This is a genomic window from Vreelandella sulfidaeris Esulfide1, assembly GCF_054072535.1.
In genome coordinates, this window is the sequence record NZ_CM133364.1 from 3,093,789 (window position 1) to 3,117,744 (window position 23,956).

Consider the following 23,956-nt stretch of genomic DNA (forward strand, 5'->3'; position numbering starts at 1 on the left):
TTCACTTAACGTGCCAACATCAAATAAAATAAATAAAAATCAATTAAAACAGTTACATAATTTTTATAATTCACCTTTTATCAAGGTTTTGTCAACTAGCTTTTGATGGGTAAAAAATGACACATGTAGCGTTAATTGCTCCGTTGAGCGAGCCGTTGTGACACACACGCCCTACCTATGTATAATAATTATTAATAAATTATCCGAACCAAGCTCTTATTTCTTTATGGATAGTGTTGTGTCGCTGCTCTGATGGCTAGTGAAACATGACCTAATAACGGTCAGTGGCGCTACAGACAGTAACGACACACCCCCCATTCCGCTCAACAAAAGGCATCGCCGATGGACGAGACACGACCCGTCAAAATTAAAGTACGTGGCTTAAGCAAAGTCTTTGGCAAGCATCCTCAAAAAGGCATTGAGCTTCGTAACCAGGGCATGAAGCGCCCAGAAATTCTGGAGAAAACTGGCCAGACACTAGGGCTATCCAATATTTCGTTTGATGTGTATGAAGGCGAACTACTGGTCATCATGGGACTATCAGGGTCGGGTAAATCGACATTGATTCGCTGCCTTAACCGTCTGATTGACACCACCGAAGGTGAGATCGTCATTGATGGTGAGAACATTCCAACCCTGAAAGAGAAGGCGCTGCTGGAGTGTCGTCGCCGACACTTCTCGATGGTGTTTCAGAATTTCGCGCTATTTCCTCACCGCACTGTGCAGCAAAACGCCGAGTTCGGTTTGGAAATTCGCGGCGTCGAAAAAGCAGAACGACACAAAATTGCACATGATTCGCTCAAGCAGGTTGGCTTAGAGGGCTGGGAAGATGCTTACCCTAACCAGCTTTCCGGCGGCATGCAGCAACGTGTTGGTTTAGCTCGCGCGTTGGCCAACGATGCGACCGTGCTGTTAATGGACGAAGCCTTCTCGGCGCTTGACCCGCTAATTCGCAAAGACATGCAGCAAGAACTTTTGCAATTACAATCCAGAATGCAAAAGACCACCGTATTCATTACGCATGACCTCGATGAGGCGCTCAATATTGGCGACCGAATCGTGCTACTTAAAGATGGTGAAGTAGTCCAAATCGGTACGCCGGAAGAGATCCTCACCCAGCCGGCAGATGACTACGTGCGACGCTTCATTGAAGGAGTTGATCGGTCACGTATTCTGACCGCCGAGAGCGCCATGCGCCCGTTGCGCACCACCGCTCGCGAAAGCGATGGGCCGCGTACCGCGCTACACCGTATGCGCGACCACAGCATCGACTCGATTTATGTGGTTGATCGCGATCGCCGTCTACTCGGGCTGTTGGAAGCCGATGCCGCTAGCCGCGCGATTGAAGAAAAGTCTGATTCAATCATCCCCTATTTAACCCAGGATTTCCGCAAAGTCCCCATGGATGAGCCGCTGCATAACCTGTTTGCCATGTTTAGTGAAAAGAGCTTCCCTATCGCCGTTATCGATAAGCAAGATCAGTTGCTGGGCGTGGTGGTAAAAGGCGCAGTACTCGATGAACTGGCACGGGCAGGAGAGCAATAATGGATATCCCACGCATTCCGCTAGGTGATTGGATTGAGAGCGGCCTGACTTGGTTAACTAGCGAATACTCCTTGGTTACCCGAGGCATCTCTCGCTTCACCCAAACCGGCATTGATGTTTTAAACGACAGCTTAATGTGGTTGCCTGAATGGGCATTACTTGGGTTGATAGCGTTGCTTTGTTGGAAACTAGCGGGCGTTCGCCTTGCGATTGGCGCCGTGGCCGGTTTAACCCTAATTTGGAACCTTGGGCTTTGGAACCCAATGATTGAAACGCTCACGCTGGTCGTCTTTGCCACCTTGGTAGCGGTGGTCATTGCGTTGCCAGTGGGCATTGCAGCGGCACTCTCTAATCGGCTTTACCGGGTCATCATGCCGATTTTGGATTTCATGCAGACCATGCCAGCCTTCGTCTATTTGATTCCTGCCATTCCTTTTTTCGGTATTGGCTCTGTCTCCGCAATTTTTGCGACGGTCATTTTTTCAATGCCCCCGGCAATTCGCTTTACTACGCTGGGTATCCGTCAAGTACCCGTAGAGCTAATCGAGGCAGCCGATGCCTATGGCGCCACGCGTGGTCAGAAACTTTTCAAAGTGCAGCTACCACTCTCTTTACCCACCGTAATGGCCGGTATTAACCAGACCATTATGCTTGCCCTCTCCATGGTCGTGATCGCTGCCATGATTGGTGCAGATGGCCTGGGCAGCGAAGTATGGCGCGCTATTCAACGCCTGCGCCCTGGCGATGGTTTTGAAGCTGGCATCGCGGTAGTTATCTTAGCCATGCTGCTTGACCGCCTGACCCAATCGCTGCGCAAAACGCGCCAATAAAGCAAAACAGCAGGGGCGGCTGCGTTGAGCCATGTGCTTGCTAAGTCACCTCCTGCTAACCATGCTGTATTAAGCAGCAGATAGCCACGACACTAAAAATGTATACCTAAGGGAGAAAGTGAATGAAACATCGCACATTGAACCTCCGTATCCGTCTTGCTTCACTGGCACTGTTAGCAGGTGCAGGTGTTGCAGTCAGCAGCGCGGCGCAAGCCGAAGAAGAGAAAGGCACAGTGAATCTGGCCTATGTCGAGTGGTCTTCCGAGGTCGCCTCCACGAATGTCATTGCTGCCGTACTTGAGCAAGCAGGCTATGAGGTTGACCTAACATCACTCTCGGCGGCGGCTATGTTCCAGGCGCTCTCGACTGGCGACGCGGATGCCATCGTCGCAGCTTGGCTACCGACTACGCACGCAGATTACATGGAGCGCGTCGGCGATAGCATAGAAGATCTCGGCGCCAACTTAGACGGCACCAAGCTGGGCCTCGTCGTTCCTGAGTACACCGATGTTGACTCCATTGCCGACCTTAACGATAACGCTGACAGCTTTAATGGCGAGATCATCGGTATTGACCCCGGGGCAGGCTTAATGGCGCTGTCCGAAGAGGTTGTGGATACCTATGACCTTGAGCTGGATCTGCGTAGTGGCAGCGGCGCCACCATGACGGCAGCACTGTCTAGTGCGATTAACAACGAAGAAGACATCGTTGTGACTGGCTGGACGCCTCACTGGATGTTTGCCCGCTTTGACCTCAAATACCTAGAAGATCCTGAAAATGTTTATGGCGGTGCAGAGCAAATCCATACCGTAGTACGTCAAGGTTTGGAAGATGACATGCCCGAAGCCTATGCTATTCTCGATGCCTTCGAGTGGACGCCTGAGCAGATGGGCGAAGTCATGCTCATGAACCAGGAAGAGGACAGCGATCCCTACGAGAACGCTAAGCAGTGGGTTGAAGATAACCAGGACGTTGTGGAGCAATGGCTAGACAGCTAATGCTATTATAGTGGTTAGCTAAATTTATTTGTTAGCAATTGCTGAGCTGGGGCTTTTGAAAGCCCCAGCTCAGCTGGTTAAATTTGTACAACCTATTGTTATGCCCAGCGCTAATATGAGCAGTACAGTATTGTGACTGGCCATTTCGGGAGATTGGCATGTTTACTAACATTATGGTGCCGGTAGACCTTGCCCACCTAGAAGCACTTGAACCCGCGTTAAGCGTTGTTGCCGACCTTGCCAAACAATATGACGCACATATTACCTATGTCAGCGTCACGGCCAATACGCCGACAAGTATCGCTCGCACTCCCCAGGAATATCAGCAAAAGCTCGAAGCTTTCGCGCAAGAGCGCCATAAGGTTCATGGTCAACCAGTCAGCAGCAAGGTTTATAGCTCAACAGATCCTATTGCGAATATCGACTCGCTGCTAGAGAAAGCTATTGGCGAAATAGGGGCGGACTTAGTAATGATGGCAACGCATCTGCCAAGGCATTTGGATATTGTCATGCCCTCGCATGGTGGCAAAGTAGCCACCCACACAAACGCTTCTGTCTTCCTAATACGTCTGGCTCAATAGAATCGCGTTTTTTTAAATAATTAAGGGAGTAAATTTGTGGATAAAACACCGCAAAATACACCACCTGATGAGCAGGTCTCGGAGGGCATACCCGCCCCAGAGGGTGCAGCGAATCTGATTGATACCGATTACGTCATCGGCCAGGACAACATCACCACAAGCACCATGGGTGTCAACCTTGACCTGCACGGCAAGGTGTTCAGCATTTCAGCAATAGTCGTGTTGCTGTTTGTCGTATTAACGCTGGCACTCCAGGAGACAATCGCGCCTATTTATGATGCCATTTTTAGCTTTTTGACCGGCAATCTGGCGTGGTTTTTTATCTTAGCGGCAAATATATTCGTTATTTTATGTATTGGTTTAATCTTTTCCCCACTAGGTAAAATCCGCATTGGTGGTGCCGATGCCAAGCCAGATTTTACCTACATGGGCTGGTTCTCAATGCTGTTTGCCGCGGGCATGGGCATAGGCTTGATGTTCTTCGGCGTCAACGAACCATTGACCCATTTTGGCACCTCGTTTGATGGGGGAAGCTGGGCGCCGTTAGCAGGCGCCGAGGGAGACGCCGCGGGTGCAGCGGCACTGGGCATGGCGGCGACTATCTTCCACTGGGGCCTGCATCCCTGGGCGATTTACGCCGTCGTAGCACTTTCGCTGGCGCTATTCTCGTTCAATAAGGGCTTGCCGCTCTCCATGCGTTCGGTTTTTTACCCGATTTTGGGCGAGCGCGTTTGGGGATGGCCCGGTCACCTTATTGATATACTTGCTGTTTTTGCCACACTGTTTGGTCTAGCCACTTCTTTGGGTCTAGGTGCAACCCAAGCGGCAGCGGGCCTGACCTACCTGTTCGGCGCGCCCGAAAGCGATATCACCATGATACTGCTGATCATCGGCATTACCATTATTGCGATTGGCTCAATCCTGGCAGGTGTCGATAAAGGTGTGCAGTTGCTCTCCAAGATCAACATTGCCATGGCGGCACTGCTGTTGTTCTTCGTGATCGCTGTCGGCCCTACTCTGCTAATTGCGACCGGCTTCTTTGAGAACCTGTGGAGCTATGCGGTTCATCTTCCTGCGCTATCGAATCCTTTTGGCCGTGAAGATGCCAACTTCAGTCAAGGTTGGACGGCCTTCTATTGGGCCTGGTGGATCTCCTGGTCGCCGTACGTCGGTATGTTTATCGCGCGGGTATCTCGCGGCCGCACTGTCCGCGAATTTCTGGTATCAGTATTAATCGTACCTTCGGTTGTGTCGGTATTGTGGATGACCACGTTTGGTGGCACCGCCATTGATCAATACTTGAGCCAGGGCATTGAAGCCGTGCGTGAGGCTGGCGTCGATTTGCAGCTATTTGTCATGTTAGAGCAGTTACCGCTGTCACAAATCACCTCGTTTATCGCGATCATCTTGGTCATCATCTTCTTTGTGACCTCCTCTGACTCCGGCTCGCTGGTAATCGATTCGATTACCGCAGGTGGCAAGGTCGATGCGCCGAAGCCACAGCGTGTGTTCTGGGCGATCATTGAGGGCGCCATTGCGATTGCTTTGCTACTCGGCGGTGGCTTAACCGCACTACAGACCATGGCCGTCTCCACCGGCTTCCCGTTCACGATCATTCTGCTGGTGGCATGTTATGCCATTATCAAAGGATTAATGAGCGAGCCAAAAGCGGTCTAACGTCCCTTTAAGCCTAACCAAAAAGCAAACGGGCAACCCATTGGGTTGCCCGTTTTGTTTCTAATGACTCAGCCTCTTACTTAGCTCAACACCATATGTCTTTCAAAGGCGTTTCAGGCCGATAATGGTTGGCAATTTGTGCCTGTAGCAACTCCGCCGTTGCTAGCGCATCCACCAAGGCATGATGCCCTTGATAAGCGGGCAAGCCATAGCGTTCACGGCTAGCGTTCAAACGTATTGAGACAGGCGGGCGACCTAGCCATCGACGAAAACGCGCCCATAGCGTTTGGCGATGAAGCCGCGCCTCCAAGGACATGGTATCAATCATAGGAAACAATAGCCCTTCCCCACGGCGTGCTTTGACGGCAGCATTTAAAAAAGGCCGTTCAATATTGCGAAAGTGAACCACCACTAAGCGACCAGCTAACTGCGCTAACAGCTCATCGAGTATTACCTCAAAATCGGGCGCCTCGGCGATCTCCGAATGAGTAATATGGTGATAGGCAATCGACTCTTCTGCCAGGGGTCGAGAAGGTTTCACCACCCAATAGTGTCGTTCGGCCAACTTGATACGATTTAACGTGAAGGGTACAACACCAACACTGACAATTGCGTGGCGGCGCTCGTCCAGCCCCGTAGTTTCCATATCCAGCGCCACCATAGGCACGTCGGCAATGGGGGTTTCAGGGTCAGGCAGTGGTGTGGCAAAAAATTGCCGGATCGCTGGATTAGCTGCCTGCTGAGCCCGTTGAGCCATGTACCCGACCCAATCGGCCTGGGTTATTTTTTGGCGTAGGCGTATCCCGTTCATTTTAGCGGCCCTGCCGCTGAGCGGGCATTGGGTAGCGGAACTTCAAGAACTTCTGAGCGTTGCTTAGCACTTGGAAAGCATCTTTAAGCGTGTGCCGCTCGCTATCTTCAACGTTTTCAGGTTCGATATTGTTGTCTGGCGGGCGATCTTCTTGTAAATCAATCATCTGATGACGTAGCCGTGACATACATAAAAATTCAAATGCATAGCTTAACTTTTCGCTCATGCCAGTCGCTAACAGCTGGGTCTTGCCGATGTCATTCAAGCGCTGAAAGGAATTCTGCGCTTTTGAGCCGCAGGCCAGCGCATGAATACGCACCAAATCAACCATTGGCGCAGTACCCCGACGTTTCAGGTTAATGGAGTTGTTATGCTTTCCATCCTGCTCCATCACAAAGGTTCGAAAAAACCCTAGCGGCGGCGTCCGATTCAAAGCATTACGCGCCATGGCGGCTAGAAAAAGCGGCGACTTAGGCGCCGTGTCAGCGATTAAATCTTGCAATGTTTCCACATAATGATCTTCGCCATAGCAACTATCCAAGTCAAAGAAAATAGAACTGTGCAACAGCCGTTCCGGCGTTGGATTGGCCATCCAGTCCTTAAAATAACTTTTCCAAACATGTAATGGCTGACGCCACTGCGTGTTGGTCGCCATCACGTCGCCTTTGCAATACGTGTAGCCACAGGCATCTAAACCATCGCTGACAATTTTCGCTAAGGCGTAAAAGTAAGCATCATGCTGCTCAGCAATAAACTCATCGGAGAGAATCAGAGCATTATCCTGGTCAGTAACAATGCTCTGCTCATTGCGCGCCATCGAGCCATTCACCATAAAACAATAGGCAACAGGTGGTGGGCCTAGCTCCGCTTCCGCCATTTCCAACAACCGCCGTGTAAAGCTGCGCCCTATCGTGGAGAGCGCGCTGCCTACCATCTGTGAGTTAGCGTCCTCTTGCACCATCCGCACAAACGCTGCACGTACATCCGGCGCTAAGCGTGCTAGCCCCTGTGTGCTGGACTGGTTAAAGATATTGCTGACCAAGTAGAGCCCGCTATGAGTCTCGTAGCGGATGATATCGGAGAGATGGACTACGCCCACTGGGCGCTGCCGATAAAGCACAGGCAGGTGATGCACATTATTGCGCAACATCGTCAGCATGGCTTCATTAACAGAGGCATCTGATTGAACAGTGATTAGCCGCGAGGAAACCACCTCACCCACTGTGGTTTGTGGTGATAGCCCCTCCGCCACGACACGAGTACGAAAATCACTGTCCGTTAAAATTCCGAACATCTGCCAGGTTTGGCCTTCACTGTCTTTAAAGCTGTAGCGGGGATTATCACTGCCCTCTTTCAACACCAGCAGTGCAGATGCTTGGGCCTCACTCATCTGCTGTGCAGCTTGCTGAACGCTGGTAGATACTTCGACCATGACGGGGTAGCGGGTCAGCAATTTGCGTATTCGCGTCACCATCATGTCGTTGGATTTCTTTTGCTGCTCGGCGGCGGTTTCTAACCGCGGTCGCTCCAACTCTACAAAATCGGCAAAATCATCATCCTCTTCGCACAGCCGCTGAAAAACTGCGTTAGGGATAAAATAGATTAAGGTATCTTCGATTGCCTGGGCAGGAAAACGTACTTTATGATTACGCAGCAGGCTGAAGTGGCCGAATATATCGCCTTCTCCCAAGCGGTTATATAACTCTCCCTGGCTGCGATAAACTTCAACGGCGCCACTGCGAATATAACAAAGGTGATCAAGGGTTTCGTTGAGCACTAAGATATTGCTGCCAGTTTTAAAGTAACTAACTTCAACCTGCCCAGCAATGGCATCGAGGAGGTCATCCGACAGCCCATCAAACGGGGGAAACCTTCCCATATGCTGATGAATTTCTAACAATTCGACATCCATACGGCCTCCTTGGGCTTGCCGATGAATAGATAACCTTAAGTGTGGCGGCAAGGCTAAGTTAGGTAAACCCCATCAAGGATAATAAATGCGCACCCCTAAAATAGACCACAAAAAACCCCGGTGCAGTTAGCACCGGGGTTTTGTGGCCGATTAAAATTAAAACGCCATCAGCCGATATCAATAGCGAGGCTTACGACTGGTTAGCCATTTCCTGTACACGCTGCATCATTTCTGGGTCTTGCTGAATGGATTGACCAATAGCATTGAAAGTATCAACATCTAGGCCGCTGTTTTCGACCACTTCGATCATACGTTCGTTGGCTTCAGTGCGCACTTCCTGCTGCGCTGACTCATCTTCCGCTTCCTGAAGACGCTGGGTATATTCTTGAGAAATTACCGCGATTTCTTGAGAAGCATCGGCAAACTGCTGGAGCTGGTCATCAGAAAAATCCTGTGCAGGAGCCGCTTGCTGGGTAGCCATAGGATCTTGTGCTTGATCTTGATCTTGCTGGGCATGGGCAGTAGCAGTCATCAAACCAGTAGCGAGCAGGGCAGCGGAAAACAGAGCAGTCATACGTTGCATAGTAAGAAACCTCAATATTACGTTGTGGATGTGCAACTGTGACGCGTCTCATGCAGGCAGGTTCAATTTTTTATGTAAAAGTTAGTAACAAAAAGAACTTTAAGTATCCAAAAACGGATGAATAACGCCACTACGGACATATCATGCCAAGCTTTCTTAGCAAATTACGTTTTGACGACCTACCTTCGGCCGGGCTGGCCGCCATGCCAGCCGTATTTGTATTGCTTTGGAGCACAGGCTTTATAGGCGCCAAGTTCGGCCTGCCCTTTGCGGAACCGTTCACATTTTTATTTATTCGCTTCGTCCTCACACTGCTGCTGTTAATTCCGCTGGTATTGGTGATGCGTATTCCTTGGCCATCTTCGCCTAAGTTATGGACACATATCGCCATATCAGGTCTTCTGGTCCACGGTGCTTACTTAGGTGGCGTTTTTTATGGCATCTACTTAGGTATGCCCGCCGGACTAGCAGCTCTACTCGTCGGCCTTCAACCGTTATTAACGGCTGTATTTGCCGGACCTTTATTAGGTGAGCAACTCTCCGGACGTCAGTGGGTTGGGTTAGGGCTGGGGCTAATGGGCATCAGCCTAGTGCTCGGCAGTAAGTTGGAGATCGGTGAGTCTCTCTTTGATGGCTTTGGCATTAGCGCATTACTCAGCGTCACAGCCGCTTTAATGGGGATTTCTTTAGGCACCCTGTATCAAAAGCGATATTGCACCAGTATGCCGCTGCTTTCTGGGGCGATCATTCAGTACTTGGCGGCGGCGGCTCTGCTAGGGGTGGGAGCGATGCTATTTGAGTCTCGTCAGGTGGCGTGGAGCAGCACCTTCGTGCTGACACTCGCTTGGCTGGTGTTGATTCTCTCGATTGCCGCTATTTTGTTACTCATGGCCTTGATTAAAAAGGGGGAAGCATCGCGGGTAGCGAGTCTTTTCTATCTTGTGCCACCGGTCACGGCGCTTCAAGCGTGGTGGCTATTTGACGAACGTCTCCCCTTTTTGGGGCTTGTAGGGATGGTGGTTGCTATCACCGGGGTGGTGATGGTTATTCGGAAACCCGTCAATAAGACGACTAGATAATAACGGCAGCTTAATACCAGGGTTGGGATAAACATGTCAGCACAACACAACTGTGCCAGGGTGGACGGACACTGTAACCGTTGCGATTCTCCGGTACCTTTTGCCTTTACGATGGCATTTCAGCCCATCGTGGATATCAGTCAGCGGCGAATTATTTACTACGAGGCATTAGTTCGTGGGCCTAATGGAGAATCTGCCTTTTCAATACTTGAGCAGGTGACTGAAGATTTGATGTATCGCTTTGACCAGGCGTGTCGTATCAGAGCGGTTGAGCTCGCCAGTGAATTGGGTATGCAAGAAAGACTCTCCATTAACTTTCTACCCAATGCCGTCTACGAACCAACAGCATGTATTCAAGCCACCCTTGAAGCGGCGCACCGTGCTGGCTGGCCCTCCGAACGGCTTAATTTCGAAATAACCGAAACCGAACGGGTTAAAGATCGCGCGCATATGCGTAATATTATCGAAAGTTATCGTGAAATGGGCTTTACCACCTCACTGGATGACTTTGGTAATGGTTATGCCAACCTCGATCTATTGACAGACCTACGGCCAGATACGCTGAAAATTGACCGCGAATTAGTGATGGGTTGCGATAGCGATAAGCGTCGTCAATCCATTTTACGAAGTATCGTGGCACTTGCTGAGACACTAGAAATACAGCTAATCGCCGAAGGCGTTGAAACTCGCGATGAGTCGCGCTGCTTATTATCGCTAGGCCTCGCTCAGCAGCAGGGTTACTATTTTTCCTACCCTAATTTAGAGTCATTGGCAAAGATTGATGACGCTAAATACGACTAGCAAACCTCTAACCAATCAGCCGCTAAAGATGTTCTAAATAATTAGCGCCGCCTAAATTGCGCATTTGCTGACGTATCCATTGGCTTCGTTGCTCAACTTGCGCACTTGGTCGGGCGGCGCTGCGCGTTCTTGGGCTTGGCAAAATAGCCGCGAGCAAGCTTGCTTGTCGCTCAGTAAGCGCGCTGGAAGAAGCGCCAAAATAATGCTGTGAAGCCGCCTCTAATCCGAAGACGCCACTGTCCCACTCGGCGACGTTAAGATAAACCTCTAAGATACGCTGCTTACTCCACAGCGTTTCAATCAGTAGCGTAAACCAAGCCTCTAACCCTTTACGGACCCAGCTTCGGCCACTCCATAAAAACACATTCTTAGCGGTTTGCTGGCTCAGCGTGCTGGCACCGCGTAGCCGACCTCCGTCACGACTGGCCTGTAACGCCCGTCGCAACTCGATCAGATCGAAACCACCGTGGTGGGGAAAGCGTTGATCTTCAGCAGCAATCACGGCTAGCTTGGCATTAACTGAGAGCGAATCCCAACCGCGCCACTCGCGCTGTAAACGAATCGGCTCGCTATGAATCCAGCTCTGTATTTTACGTTCGACCATCACCATCGAGCCAGGTGGAGGAACGACGCGAAACAGCAACACGAGCGCCACTGACACCAAGATAAAGGCCAAAACGCCGCGCCAAACAATACGCCATAAAAAGCGCATAAAACGGCGCAGCGAGCGATTGAGCATTCAGTTATCCTTAACGCTTCATTAGGTGGTCTGCATGATAGCGCAGATGGTCCTCAATGAACGAGGCGATGAAAAAGTAGCTATGATCGTAACCCGCTTGGCGGCGCAGCGTTAAGGGATGATCGTGCGCTTCGCACACGGCTTCTAAACGCTCTGGCTGAAGCTGCTCTTCAAGGAATTGGTCCGCTTCGCCCTGGTCGATAAAGAGACGCTGACGTGATGCGCCGTTGGCTACCAGTTCGCAGGCATCGTACTGGCGCCAGCGCGACTGATCCTCACCCAAATAGGCCTTAAAGGCTTGCTGGCCCCATGGGCTATTCATCGGATTGACCACCGGCGAAAAGGCCGATACTGAGCGGAATCGCCCTGGGTGGCGTAGTGCCAGGGTCAGTGCCCCATGCCCGCCCATCGAGTGGCCGCTAATTGACTCACGACCATTGACCGGGAAGTGCTGGCGCACGACAGAAGGCAATTCTTCAATCACATAGTCGTACATGCGGTAATGGGCTTTCCATGGTGCCTCAGTGGCATTCACATAAAATCCAGCCCCAGAGCCTAGGTCGTAGCTTTCGTGTTCGCCGGGCAAATCGGTGCCCCGCGGGCTGGTGTCCGGGCAAACAATCGCCATCCCCAACTCAGCAGCCAAGCGGTGCGCGCCGGCTTTTTGCATGAAGTTTTCGTCGTTACAGGTCAACCCAGAGAGCCACCATAGCAGTGGAACACGTTCATTCTCTGCTTGAGGCGGCAGATAAACGGCAAATACCATGTCGCAATCCAGCGCCCGGGAGTAATGGCGGTAGCGTTTATGCCAACCACCAAAACTACGATTGGCGGACACTAGTTCTAGCGTTTCACTCATGCTCATGGGCAGGTTCCTTTAAATGCAGCAAACGCGGCAGGTCCACCCTACCGCGTTTTAGCGTTTTAGACTTGCTAGCTATACGTCTCAATCATGCAGGGTCTGTCATGCAGAACCCCGTCATGTAAAGCCAGACATGTAGAGCCAGTTATACAGCGCTTAGTAATGTAGAACGGTGCGAATGCTTTTACCCGCGTGTAGCAGGTCGAATGCCTCATTGATGTTTTCAAACGGCATATCGTGAGTAATAAAATCGTCGATATTAATTTCACCATTCATATAGCGTTCAACATAACCCGGTAGTTCACTACGTCCTTTAACACCCCCAAAGGCGGAACCTTTCCAGACGCGCCCGGTAACCAGCTGAAACGGACGTGTCGAGATTTCCTCACCGGCCCCGGCGACACCGATCACGATCGATTCGCCCCAGCCTTTATGACAGCATTCCAGCGCCGAACGCATCACATTAACGTTACCGATACACTCGAAGGAGTAATCGACCCCGCCATCCGTCATATCAACGATGACCTGTTGGATCGGATCTGAGTATTCTTTAGGGTTCACAAAGTCCGTTGCCCCGAACTGCTTGGCAAGCTCAAACTTATCAGCATTGACGTCAATGGCAATAATACGGCCTGCCTTGGCCATTACCGCGCCCTGTATCACTGCCAGGCCGATAGCGCCGAGACCAAACACCGCCACCGTGGCACCCGGCTCTACTTTAGCTGTATTGAGCACCGCACCGATACCGGTAGTGACGCCACAGCCCAGCAAGCAGATTTTATCCATTGGGGCTTCTTTTGATACGACTGCCAGTGAGACTTCAGGCAATACGGTGTACTCACTAAATGTAGAGGTGCCCATATAGTGATGGAGCATCTTGCCATCTAGTGAGAAACGCGAGGTACCGTCAGGCATTACCCCTTTACCTTGGGTAGCGCGCACGCTACCACACAGGTTGGTTTTACCTGACAAACAGAATTTACATTTACCGCATTCGGCAGTATAGAGCGGAATGACATGGTCGCCCGGCTTAAGGCTAGTGACGCCCTCGCCGACCTCCTGCACTACGCCAGCGCCTTCGTGGCCTAGTACTGCAGGGAAATTGCCCTCCGGATCAGCACCAGACAGCGTGTAGGCATCAGTATGACATACACTCGTCGCGGCCATTTTAACTAGCACTTCTCCCGCTTTTGGGCCTTCAACATCAATCTCAACCAACTCAAGCGGCTTACCTGCTTCAAGGGCAACAGCTGCGCGTGATTTCATTCTAACTCCTAACTATTCATGGCTTCGCAATTAACAACGGAGACGCTATTCGTCAGTGGCTAACGGGGCAAACTCAATCGGCAGCCATTGATAACCTTCTTCATTTTCTACGATATGACCGATACCGGGGAATGGCATGTGGGCGCCGGCTACCCAGTGCTTATCGTCAACAGCGCTTTCAAGCACATCTTCCCGTGTACGCACAGCCTGCTCAGGGTCGGAATCAAACTCGATAGCAACAGTAGGATCAGCAAACTGAACACCATAGCTATGCACTACGTCGCCCCATACCAGCATGGCATCATCATCGCTCGTCAACATAAAGCTTGAGTGGCCAACGGTGTGACCGTGGGTATCTTGAGCAACGATACCCGTAAGCACTTCATCGCCTTCGGTGAAAGGCTTGAAACGGCCTGATTCCTGATAAGGTGCTACTGCTTTTTGAGCCATGTCAAAGAAGGCCCGGTCGGCTTCAGGAAGCGCTGCTGCACGCTCTTCATCCAGCCAAAAGTCGGCATCGGCTTGGCTGGCACGTAACTCAGCGTTTGGGTAAACCGCTTCGCCACTCTCATTGGTTATACCGCAGACATGATCAGGGTGCAGATGGGTCATTAACACCGTATCAACATCCTCAGGCGAGTAACCAGAAGCGCGCAGGTTGCTCTCGACCTGGCCCAACGAAGGGCCAAAGCAGGCAGCAGAGCCAGCATCGACCAATACTAGGTTTTCCCCCGTATGGATCAAAAAGGCGTTCACGGCAGTCTGCATACCACTTTCCGCATCAATAAATAGCGCGTCTAGATGGCGAAGGATTTCATCTTGCTCCATCCCCTTTAATAGTGACGTGTCGATAGCCGTGTGTCCGTCATGCAGAGCGGTCACTTCGTACTCCCCAACCATCGTGCGAAACCAGCCTGGCGCTTGTTCTTGCTGCTGGGCGGGTAGCTCTGCCTGAGCAGTGGCTGCCCAGCCAGTAGCCAGAACTATTGCGAGTGCACCGCTCGACAACGGGGATAAGGATTTAGGCATAAGCTATACACTCCATTGATACGCTAACGATGCTAGCAGTGTAGGTCAGCTAGGCGCCGTTGATAAAGCGGGATACACTCATAAGATTATTGTCACTCAGCAACAATTGCTATCGAGCCAAGGAGCCATCATGCAGCACTGGAGCCGTATCGAAGCGTTTGTCGAAGTGGTGCGTTTAGGCACGTTCTCTGCCGCAGCCCGCCATTTAAAAGTGTCTACCTCGCATATCAGCCGATTGGTCAGCCAGCTCGAAAACCAGTTAGGCGTACAGTTACTGTACCGCACCACGCGCCAGATCCGCCTGACCGATGCAGGCGCTACCTACGTAGAACACTGCCGTCATCTGTTTGATGGGCTTCGCGATGCTGAGCAAGCCCTTAGCGAACTTCAGGCCAAGCCCAATGGGCTGCTTAAACTTACCTCGGCCACCACCTTCGGCGAGCGCTTTATCGCTCCACTGGTTAATGACTTTCAATGTTTACATCCGCAATTGGACGTTCACATGCACTTTACCAATCGACCAGTGGAGCTGATTGAAGAGGGTTACGATATTGCCATTCGGATGGGGATATTAAAGGATTCCAGCTTGATCGCCCGGCGCCTGTGCGACCGGCGTGAGTATGTCGTCGGTTCCCAGAGTTACTTTCGCCAAGCTCCTCGACCACACACATTGTCAGAACTTAGCCAGCACCGCTGCCTAATTGGCTCACGGCCTAATTGGCTATTTGAAGTGAACGGCCAACGACGGGAAGTGCGTGTAGAAGGATGCTGGACCAGCAATTCCGGTCCGGCACTGTTAGATGCAGCGCGTAAGGGGCTGGGGCTTGCGCAGCTGCCGGATTACTACGTAGCACCTTACTTGACCAGCGGTGAGTTGGTGGCGGTGCTTGAACCTTTTCAGCACCACGATACCGCCGTTTGGGCGGTCTATCCGCGACATCGCCACTTATCACCTAAAATCCGCCAATTAGTCGACTATTTAGTCACCAATATTGATAGCCTGCTGCCTAATAGCGCGCCGACTTAGCACTCGATAGCATTGACGGCAAGCCCGCCCTTGGATGTCTCTTTGTACTTGTCCTGCATATCGCGGCCCGTATCGCGCATGGTCCGGATCACCTTATCCAGTGAGATAAAGTGCTCACCATCGCCATGCATCGCCATACGCGCAGCATTAATGGCTTTGACGGACGCAATCGCATTGCGCTCAATACAGGGAACCTGAACAAGGCCACCCACGGGGTCGCAGGTCAAACCAAGGTTATGTTCCAAGCCGATCTCAGCGGCGTTTTCCACTTGCCCTGGTGTGCCACCCAATACCTCGGCAAGCCCGGCAGCAGCCATTGCGCAGGCGGAGCCCACTTCGCCTTGGCAACCGACTTCAGCACCTGAAATAGATGCGTTCTTTTTACATAAGATGCCTACCGCCCCGGCAGTTAGTAAAAAATCCACCACATCGGCTTCACTGGCATCGGGTTCAAACTTCAAATAGTACGCCAATACGGCAGGCACAATGCCTGCAGCACCGTTGGTAGGCGCAGTGACCATGCGACGCCCGGCGGCGTTCTCTTCGTTCACAGCCAATGCGAACACATTGACCCAATCCATCACAGTGAAACTCGACACAATCAGGCGCTGATTTTTCGGTGGGTGAAGCAACTGCTGATGCAGCAACTGCGCGCGCCGCCGTACATTAAGCCCACCGGGCAAATGACCTGTCGCACGCAATCCATTTTCAATGCTGTCGCTCATCGCGTGCCAAATAGTCAGCAGCTCTTTGCGAATGGCCTCTTCACTACGCCAGGCTTTCTCATTTTCAAGCATTAACTGGCTGATGCGTAGTTGATGCTGTTGGCATAAGGCGAGCAACTCAGCAGCCGTATTGAAGGGGTAACGCAAAGAGGTGCTGTCTTCACCTACCTCGCCTTGATCCGCTTTCGCTTGGTCGACATAGAAACCGCCGCCAAGGGAATAAAACGTATTGGTGGCTACCAGTTCGTTATTGCAATAGGCACTCAGCACCATGGCATTTGGATGAAATGGCAGGCTCGTCTCATCCCACTCCACATCGCTGCAGACATCAAAAGCAATCTGCTGGCCATTCGCCAGCAACAACGGCTGGCCATCATTGAGTTGGTTTAGCCGCAAGGCAATAGTGTCTGGATCGATACTTTCGGGCGCTTCACCCATCAGCCCCATAATTACCGCCTGATCTGTGCCATGACCAACGCCTGTCGCGGCGAGTGAGCCATGTAGCCTTACCACCAACCGAGTGATGGCTTGATCACCAAGCGCCACAGCAAAATCACGCGCCGCACGCATCGGTCCCACCGTATGAGAACTGGAGGGGCCGATACCGATGCGGAAAAGATCAAACACACTAATAGCCATACCCATCAAGCCTCACGACATTGTTATTGACTGCCAATTGAATACTTTGCAGCGCCGACGACCAAACGTCGAGTGATTAACCGCAATATCGACGTGCGAACATATAAGTGTGACGATATAATGAACATTCAACCATGCATGTTTTCCTATGACCCTGTCATTGCTTAGTAGCAACGCTGCGAACCCACAAAGGATGTTGGTATGTCTGCCCCCCCTGCTTGGCCAATAGCATTTAAAACCATCTTAGTACGTGCGGTGCTATATGTACTGTTTATCGGTGCGATTGCCCAAGGTGCCTATTTAGAAGCCATCTACCTCCCCTCAGTACGGTTTTCTGAGCTGGGTTTTACCGAACTGACCCAAACACTGGTGCTGGCCATCTGTTGTGCCATGCTGATCTATATTCGCCAGGTACTTAAGGTATGGCCCACCGTTACCCTTCTATTACTGGCGTTTGTGGCCGCCTCACTGGTTCGTGAACAAGATTATTTTTTAGATAGCTATGTAGCTGACAACACTTGGAAGGTACTTGTTGCGTTAATTATTCTCCCAACACTCTTTTGGGTGGTTAAACGACGCCAATGCTTTCTGGACGAATTCGCTTATTACAGCAATACCTTTGCCTTTGGCTTGTTTACTGCTGGCGTGCTGACCACGTACATATTCTCGCGCCTGTACGGGCGGCAAGAGTTTTGGCAAGCAGTTCTCGAAGATAACTTTGTGCGTCACTTCAAAGACGTTGCCGAAGAAGTCGTTGAACTACTCGGCTATAGTTTGATTTTAATTGCCACTCTTGAACTACTGCTGCTGGCCCGGCGTATCTACTTAACCCGCCAAACCTCCCCTTAACATCTTTGTTGACCTATCCTGCAGTCAACTGAGTAGCTGCTATCGATAAACACCGCCTGTGTTATTCCAAGGCGGTGTTTCATTTTTTGAATCTGGTTATGCAAAAAGCCATTTGCGAGCTGCTGCGCTTCAACGTAGTGTCGCCGCTTACACCTCAAAGACATATTTTTTACTAAAAAACTCTTCCTTGACGATATAAATATTATGAATAAACGTAAATATAATGAAAAAACCCTACAACGCGGTTTTTTCACCCGTTTTTTGGATAGCGTGGAGTGGCTAGGTAATCTACTTCCTCACCCGGTGACTCTGTTCGCCATACTCTGCGTGTTAGTTGTTGTCGCCAGTGGAATTGCCGCGGCATTGGGGGTCTCCGTAGCCGATCCCCGCCCTGCTAACGAAGGCGAGTGGATTGCCGTAAATTCACTGCTCAATGCAGAAGGACTGCGTCGCTTGATCACCGAGATGGTGACGAACTTTACCAGTTTCGCCCCTCTCGGCACCGTACTAGTGGCCATGTTAGGGGTAGGGGTTGCCGAGCATTCGGGTCTGCTTTCCGCAAGCATGCGCGCGCTGGTACTTGATCGTTCACCCCGCATCGTCACTTATGCGGTAGTGTTTGCAGGCATTATGTCGAACATGGCGGCCGAGTTAGGCTATGTCGTGCTTATTCCCTTGGCAGCGATGATCTTCCACTCCTTGGGAAGACACCCACTAGCAGGTCTAGCGGCGGCGTTCTGTGGCGTTTCCGGTGGCTATAGCGCCAACTTGCTCATTGGCACCGTCGATCCGCTGCTTTCAGGGATTACCCAGGAAGCCGCTCGCTTACTCGACCCAACCTACAGTGTCGGTGCAGAGGCAAACTGGTTCTTTATGTTTGTTAGCACCTTCTTTGTCACCTTGATTGGCGGCTTGGTCACCGAGCGTATCGTAGAGCCCAAGCTGGGTAAATTTGATGCCGCCTATGCGGATAGCGATATTGACCAGCAGCATATGGGAGCTCTGTCTGCGACCGAGAAGCGTGCTTTAAAAGGCACCGGCTTAGCAACATTCGCATTAGTCGCTCTCGTCGCAGTAATGGTCGTACCCGAAAGCGGCATACTGCGCGACCCGGAAACGGGCATGATTAGCGGCTCTCCATTTTTACGCGGTATCGTTGTTATTGTGGCAGTCGCATTCACCGTATTGGGATTCGTTTATGGTCGCCTAGCAGGCACCATGAAAAATGACCGCGATGTTGTCGATGCCATGGCGAAGAGCATGAGTAATCTTGGTTTATACATCGTGCTGGTGTTTTTCGCCGCTCAGTTCGTAGCGCTGTTTAACTGGAGTAATTTTGGCACGGTGACAGCCGTTGCGGGGGCAAGCCTATTAGAGTCGATTGGGCTAAGCGGTCCCGGCCTTTTTGCCCTATTCATCATCATGTGCGCGTTCGTTAATTTGTCGCTAGGCAGCGCCTCGGCGCAGTGGGCCGTCACAGCGCCGATTTTTGTACCCATGTTGATGCTCATGGGCTACGCCCCCGAAGTGATTCAAGCGGCCTATCGTATCGGCGACTCAGTCACCAACCTCATCACCCCGATGATGAGCTACTTTGGCTTGATTCTGGCCGTGGCGACGCGTTACCGAAAAGATATGGGCATTGGCACCTTGGTTGCTCTTATGCTGCCCTATACGCTGTTTATGCTGATTGGATGGAGTCTGCTGTTTTTCGTCTGGGTGTTTGTATTTGGCCTGCCCGTTGGTCCCGGCTCCGCCACTTATTACACGTTGTAAGCTTCCGCACTGCATAAAACAGGCATGAAAAAAAGCCCGCCGTTCATAGAACGGCGGGCTTTTTGGTCTTGGCGGCTACTGACACTACTGTCTATTCACCACTTTCGATCAGCCATCACTCATCTAGAAACGAACGCAGTGGCTCGGAGCGGCTGGGGTGACGCAGCTTACGCAGCGCTTTGGCTTCAATCTGACGGATTCGCTCGCGGGTTACGTCAAACTGCTTGCCCACCTCTTCCAGCGTATGGTCGGTATTCATATCAATACCGAAACGCATGCGTAGCACCTTGGCTTCGCGAGCGGTTAAACCACCTAACACATTGCGCGTCGCTTCAATCAGGCCTTCACCGGTGGCCATATCGATGGGTAACAGCATGGTGCCGTCTTCGATAAAGTCACCCAAGTGAGAGTCATCATCGTCACCAATCGGCGTCTCCATGGAGATCGGCTCTTTGGCAATTTTGAGCACCTTGCGCACTTTATCTTCAGGCATTTCCAAGCGTTCGCCGAGCTCTTCCGGCGTCGGCTCACGACCCATTTCCTGCAACATCTGGCGCGATACGCGATTGAGTTTGTTGATGGTCTCAATCATATGCACTGGTATACGAATGGTGCGTGCTTGATCGGCAATTGAGCGGGTGATCGCCTGACGAATCCACCAAGTAGCATAAGTCGAAAACTTATAGCCACGGCGGTATTCGAACTTGTCGACCGCTTTCATCAAGCCGATGTTGCCTTCTTGGATCAGATCCAAGAACTGCAGGCCGCGGTTGGTGTACTTCTTGGCAATCGAGATCACCAAGCGCAAGTTGGCCTCAACCATTTCTTTTTTGGCACGGCGAGCTTTCGCCTCACCAATAGAGAGCTTGCGGTTCACCTCTTTAAGATCGGCAACAGAGAGTTGCACCATATCTTCTTCAAAGGCGATTTTGCGCTGCGCCCGAGCGATGTCAGCACGAAGCGGCTCAAGGCGGTCGGCATACTTGCTCTGCGCTGCCTGGAATTCATCCAGCCATGTTTTGCTCGACTCATTACCAGGAAACGACTTGATAAACGTCTTACGCGGCACCTTAGCTTTTTTCACGCACAGCTGCATGACCGCTTTCTCTTGGGCACGCACTTGCTCAACACTAATACGCACCTGACCGACCAAGCGCTCAAAGTGCTTAGGCACCAGCTTGATGGGCGAGAAAAGCACTGCCAAGCGGGCCTGCTCGGCTTTCAGCTCGGGGCTGCCACGACCATGCTTGGCAAATGCCGCTTCGACCAAGGCGTTCTGCTCGCGAATCTGCTCGAAACGCGCACGCGCCTCTTCCGGATCCGGGCCGCCTTCGCTAGCCGTAGAATCCTCGTCCTCATCGTCGCCGTCGCTCTCAATATCGTCGTCAATGTCGGCTTCAGGCTCTGGCTCGGGCACCTCTGCCTCGGCCACGCCGGGAATCCCCTCGTCTGGATCGATGAAACCAGAGAAAAGATCCGAAAGACGTCCCGGCGCTTCTTCATCCTGAGTGGCATCGTAAGCGTCTAGGATAGACGCGACGGCACCCGGCAAATAGGCCAGAGAGGACATCACTTCACGGGTACCCTCTTCAATCCGCTTGGCGATCTCAATCTCGCCTTCGCGGGTCAGAAGTTCAACCGTGCCCATTTCACGCATGTACATGCGTACGGGATCAGTGGTGCGGCCTACATCGCTTTCCACGGCGGCGAGAGCCGCAACGGCCTCTTCCGCAGCGGACTCGTCCGCGGAGTGATCCGACATCATCAATGTGTCTTCATCAGGGGCTTCTTCAGCGACACTAATACCCATGTCGTTGATCATGCCAATGATGTCTTCCACTTGATCCGGGTCGGCGATATCCTCGGGTAGATGGTCGTTGACCTCGGCATAGGTCAGGTAGCCCTGTTCCTTGCCTCGAGCGATCAACTCCTTCAGACGTGACTGCTGCTGCGCATTTCCAGCCATAGAAACCCTATCTCGACGAAGAAGAATGAAACACCTGGAGCGCTGAATCGATTAAACTCAACAAGCCGAACAGTATAGCGTAAATAGCAGGAAATTTTCCAGCGTGACGTATTTGCGCGGTCATTCAGGTGTGTTAGGTTGTTCGGTTAGGCCAGCGCTAGGTGGCTGACCCTATATCTGGTGCTGAAACGCTAGGAATTCAACCCCCATCGTCTTAAACACCGCCTTATTGGCGCTTTGCAAGCTCCATTACCAAACTTGCCAGGCGCTTGCGCTGCTCCTTATCCAACTTTTGCCCAGCGCGCTCCTGCGCTAGCAACGCCTCGTACTCCTCTTGCGGAGAGCGCTGGCGTTGAACGTACTGTAGATGCTCAACCAAACCGTTCAGCTCGGCCTCCCGATCTGCTTTTGGAATCAACAATTCACGCTTGGCAAACGACGCCAATGCCGCCCCCTGCTGACTGCCTTGGAAATGAGCTAGTACTACCTGCGGGCTGCGGTAGCGCCCCGCTTTAAGCAGTGCAATCAACTCTTGGCAAAGGGCCGCATCATCATCGTCTGGCAGCCAGTCCAAATGATCAGGTAGTACGGACACCAAGTTGGGCTCATGTAGCAGTAGTTGCACAATACGCCCAACAGGATGGAGTGCTTGACTGCGTGAGCGCGACGACTGAGTCGACCCAGTTTGAGCAGCGACAGGCACAGGAGATGGCGTCGAATCGGCCTCTAACTGTTCGGGCTGCCCTTGCGCAAGATTCTTCAAAGCATGACGCTGAGCCGCTTGGGCACGCTTTTCAAGCAACAACTTCAACTGCTCTTGCGCCAAACCACTTCGCTGCGCCAAGGACTCCAACAGTAGTGATTTGAGCATGCCCTCGGGCACTTTGTTCAATGCCTCAAGCACCTGACTGGCAAATCGTTCTCGTCCTTCCACCGTATTTAAATCGCGCCCTAGGGCCGCTTGTTCGAACAAAAACTCCGACAACGGCATGGCACAAGTCACACGATCTTGAAACGCCTGGGTACCTTCGCGTCGCACCAGGGTATCCGGGTCATCACCTTCGGGCAGGAATAAGAAGCGCGCTTCACGACCATCAATCATTTGTGGCAATGCTGTCTCCAGCGCTCGGCTAGCCGCCTGCCTTCCCGCACGGTCACCGTCGAAACAAAACACCACACGACTCACCAACCGAAACAGGCGAGTCAAATGGTCTTCCGTCGTGGCGGTTCCCAGCGTTGCAACGGCGTTATAGATGCCGTATTGCGCCAGTGCCACGACATCCATATAGCCTTCGACCATGACAAGCTGCTCTAGCTTGTTTGATATTTGGCGCGCCTCATACAAGCCATAAAGCTCGCGGCCCTTATGGAACACGGGCGTTTCTGGCGAGTTAAGGTATTTGGGCTGATCATCGCCCATAACCCGACCGCCGAAAGCAATCGTGCGTCCCCGCAAATCCCGAATCGGAAACATCACCCGATCCCGAAAGCGATCATAGGTACGCCCAGTATCTTCGCGGTGAATCAGCAGGCCGTATTCTACCTGAACCGGCTCACCAATACCGCGCTCGCTGAGGTGCTGTTTTAGCGCCTCCCAACCTGCCGGGGCATAGCCAATACCGTAAGTCTTGATAACGTCTTCTGAGAGCCCGCGAGCCGATAAATAACGCTGGGCGGGCTGGCCCTCCTGCATTTTTAATCGCTCGCGATAAAAACTCGCCGCAAGCTCGAGCAGGTTAACGCCCTCTTTACGCTTTTTCTCACGCTGCTGAGCACGTGGGTCCTCAGCACCTTCGCGGGGCACTTCAATTCCCAATCGTCCAGCTAACTGTTCTACCGCTTCAGGAAAAGGGAGTTTGTCATACTCCATTAAGAAGCGTAGTGCATTTCCATTAGCTCCGCAGCCAAAGCAATGATAAAACTGCTTATCAGCACTGACGGTGAACGACGGGGTTTTCTCTTGATGAAAGGGACATAGCCCGGAGTAGTTACGGCCGGCTTTTTTAAGCTGCACGCGCTCACCGACCACCTCGACCACATCAACGCGGCCTAACAGGTCGTCAATAAAACGCTGTGGAATTTGACCCGCCATGACCTACAAGCATCCTCGCGCAAAGCGCTTATTCGCTGACATTTGAGGTGCTGTTTAAGGTCATCAGACTCATTGCCAGATCACCTTAAACAGCGATAGACGTAAACAGCGATAGCCTTAAACAACAAGAAACAGCCTAAAAACAAACGGCCACCTAGTGGCGGCCGCT

General features: G+C 51.8%; 20 protein-coding genes. 10 read left to right on the forward strand and 10 right to left on the reverse strand.

What is annotated here, in order from left to right; genetic code table 11:
- The first annotated feature begins 342 nt into the window (after nucleotides 1-342).
- From ACW44H_RS14480 to ACW44H_RS14500, 5 genes are all read left to right on the forward strand, one after another.
- Entirely contained in the window at nucleotides 343-1,545 is a 1,203-nt protein-coding gene (locus tag ACW44H_RS14480; protein WP_457505221.1) for a quaternary amine ABC transporter ATP-binding protein, read from the forward strand.
- Nucleotides 1,545-2,375 (forward strand): ABC transporter permease, encoded by an 831-nt coding sequence (locus tag ACW44H_RS14485; protein ID WP_457505223.1) that lies wholly within the window; start codon nucleotides 1,545-1,547, stop codon nucleotides 2,373-2,375. The genes ACW44H_RS14480 and ACW44H_RS14485 overlap by 1 nt, the downstream gene beginning before the upstream one ends.
- A 122-nt stretch (nucleotides 2,376-2,497) precedes the next feature.
- Complete coding sequence (locus tag ACW44H_RS14490; protein WP_113269202.1) at nucleotides 2,498-3,373, forward strand: glycine betaine ABC transporter substrate-binding protein; 876 nt, start codon at nucleotides 2,498-2,500, stop codon at nucleotides 3,371-3,373.
- A gap of 158 nt (nucleotides 3,374-3,531) precedes the next feature.
- Entirely contained in the window at nucleotides 3,532-3,954 is a 423-nt protein-coding gene (locus tag ACW44H_RS14495; protein ID WP_457505225.1) for a universal stress protein, read from the forward strand.
- 36 nt (nucleotides 3,955-3,990) lie between these two features.
- Nucleotides 3,991-5,631: a BCCT family transporter gene (locus tag ACW44H_RS14500; protein ID WP_457505227.1), complete on the forward strand. Its 1,641-nt coding sequence runs from the start codon at nucleotides 3,991-3,993 to the stop codon at nucleotides 5,629-5,631.
- Nucleotides 5,632-5,716: 85 nt separating this feature from the next.
- On the opposite strand, the gene ACW44H_RS14505 is transcribed toward ACW44H_RS14500, so the two are convergent.
- The 3 genes from ACW44H_RS14505 to ACW44H_RS14515 all read right to left on the reverse strand — a co-directional run bounded on the left by ACW44H_RS14505 (nucleotide 5,717) and on the right by ACW44H_RS14515 (nucleotide 8,937).
- Complete coding sequence (locus tag ACW44H_RS14505) at nucleotides 5,717-6,442, reverse strand: 3'-5' exonuclease (RefSeq protein WP_457505228.1); 726 nt, start codon at nucleotides 6,440-6,442, stop codon at nucleotides 5,717-5,719.
- 1 nt (nucleotide 6,443) lies between these two features.
- Nucleotides 6,444-8,354, reverse strand: coding sequence for a putative nucleotidyltransferase substrate binding domain-containing protein (locus tag ACW44H_RS14510; protein ID WP_457505230.1), 1,911 nt, complete (start codon nucleotides 8,352-8,354; stop codon nucleotides 6,444-6,446).
- A 190-nt stretch (nucleotides 8,355-8,544) separates the two neighbouring features.
- Complete coding sequence (locus tag ACW44H_RS14515) at nucleotides 8,545-8,937, reverse strand: DUF4168 domain-containing protein (RefSeq protein ID WP_113269197.1); 393 nt, start codon at nucleotides 8,935-8,937, stop codon at nucleotides 8,545-8,547.
- Between the two features lie 143 nt (nucleotides 8,938-9,080).
- Here ACW44H_RS14515 and ACW44H_RS14520 point away from each other — a divergent pair, with 143 nt between their 5' ends.
- Nucleotides 9,081-10,016, forward strand: a complete 936-nt coding sequence (locus ACW44H_RS14520) for a DMT family transporter (RefSeq protein WP_113269247.1) — start codon at nucleotides 9,081-9,083, stop codon at nucleotides 10,014-10,016.
- Nucleotides 10,017-10,049: 33 nt separating this feature from the next.
- Nucleotides 10,050-10,817: an EAL domain-containing protein gene (locus tag ACW44H_RS14525; protein WP_457505232.1), complete on the forward strand. Its 768-nt coding sequence runs from the start codon at nucleotides 10,050-10,052 to the stop codon at nucleotides 10,815-10,817.
- Nucleotides 10,818-10,839: 22 nt separating this feature from the next.
- Here the strand turns inward: ACW44H_RS14525 and mtgA are convergent, their stop codons facing one another.
- The 4 genes from mtgA to ACW44H_RS14545 form a co-directional block, all read right to left on the reverse strand.
- Complete coding sequence (gene mtgA, locus ACW44H_RS14530; RefSeq protein ID WP_457505233.1) at nucleotides 10,840-11,556, reverse strand: monofunctional biosynthetic peptidoglycan transglycosylase; 717 nt, start codon at nucleotides 11,554-11,556, stop codon at nucleotides 10,840-10,842.
- A 10-nt stretch (nucleotides 11,557-11,566) separates the two neighbouring features.
- Nucleotides 11,567-12,421, reverse strand: coding sequence for an S-formylglutathione hydrolase (gene fghA / locus ACW44H_RS14535; protein WP_113269194.1), 855 nt, complete (start codon nucleotides 12,419-12,421; stop codon nucleotides 11,567-11,569).
- Between the two features lie 153 nt (nucleotides 12,422-12,574).
- Nucleotides 12,575-13,684, reverse strand: a complete 1,110-nt coding sequence (locus tag ACW44H_RS14540; protein ID WP_113269193.1) for an S-(hydroxymethyl)glutathione dehydrogenase/class III alcohol dehydrogenase — start codon at nucleotides 13,682-13,684, stop codon at nucleotides 12,575-12,577.
- Nucleotides 13,685-13,729: 45 nt separating this feature from the next.
- Nucleotides 13,730-14,713 (reverse strand): MBL fold metallo-hydrolase, encoded by a 984-nt coding sequence (locus tag ACW44H_RS14545; protein WP_457505235.1) that lies wholly within the window; start codon nucleotides 14,711-14,713, stop codon nucleotides 13,730-13,732.
- Nucleotides 14,714-14,843: 130 nt separating this feature from the next.
- Here ACW44H_RS14545 and ACW44H_RS14550 point away from each other — a divergent pair, with 130 nt between their 5' ends.
- The gene (locus tag ACW44H_RS14550; RefSeq protein ID WP_457505236.1) at nucleotides 14,844-15,740 is read left to right on the forward strand and encodes a LysR family transcriptional regulator; all 897 of its coding nucleotides are present in this window, start codon (nucleotides 14,844-14,846) and stop codon (nucleotides 15,738-15,740) included.
- Here ACW44H_RS14550 and ACW44H_RS14555 read toward each other — a convergent pair.
- The gene (locus ACW44H_RS14555) at nucleotides 15,737-17,104 is read right to left on the reverse strand and encodes an L-serine ammonia-lyase (protein ID WP_457509049.1); all 1,368 of its coding nucleotides are present in this window, start codon (nucleotides 17,102-17,104) and stop codon (nucleotides 15,737-15,739) included. The genes ACW44H_RS14550 and ACW44H_RS14555 overlap by 4 nt on opposite strands.
- A gap of 201 nt (nucleotides 17,105-17,305) precedes the next feature.
- On the opposite strand from ACW44H_RS14555, the gene ACW44H_RS14560 reads away from it, so the two are divergent.
- Both ACW44H_RS14560 and ACW44H_RS14565 read left to right on the forward strand, forming a co-directional pair.
- Nucleotides 17,306-17,953 (forward strand): hypothetical protein, encoded by a 648-nt coding sequence (locus ACW44H_RS14560; protein ID WP_457505237.1) that lies wholly within the window; start codon nucleotides 17,306-17,308, stop codon nucleotides 17,951-17,953.
- 204 nt (nucleotides 17,954-18,157) lie between these two features.
- Nucleotides 18,158-19,729 carry an AbgT family transporter gene (locus ACW44H_RS14565; protein WP_457505239.1) on the forward strand — a complete coding sequence of 524 codons (1,572 nt, stop codon included), beginning with the start codon at nucleotides 18,158-18,160 and terminating at the stop codon, nucleotides 19,727-19,729.
- Between the two features lie 115 nt (nucleotides 19,730-19,844).
- Here ACW44H_RS14565 and rpoD read toward each other — a convergent pair whose 3' ends face one another.
- Both rpoD and dnaG read right to left on the reverse strand, forming a co-directional pair.
- Complete coding sequence (rpoD, locus tag ACW44H_RS14570; protein WP_113269189.1) at nucleotides 19,845-21,695, reverse strand: RNA polymerase sigma factor RpoD; 1,851 nt, start codon at nucleotides 21,693-21,695, stop codon at nucleotides 19,845-19,847.
- Nucleotides 21,696-21,921: 226 nt separating this feature from the next.
- A complete protein-coding gene (gene dnaG, locus ACW44H_RS14575) occupies nucleotides 21,922-23,787 on the reverse strand; it encodes a DNA primase (protein ID WP_457505241.1) in 1,866 nt (621 codons plus the stop codon).
- Nucleotides 23,788-23,956 lie beyond the last annotated feature (169 nt).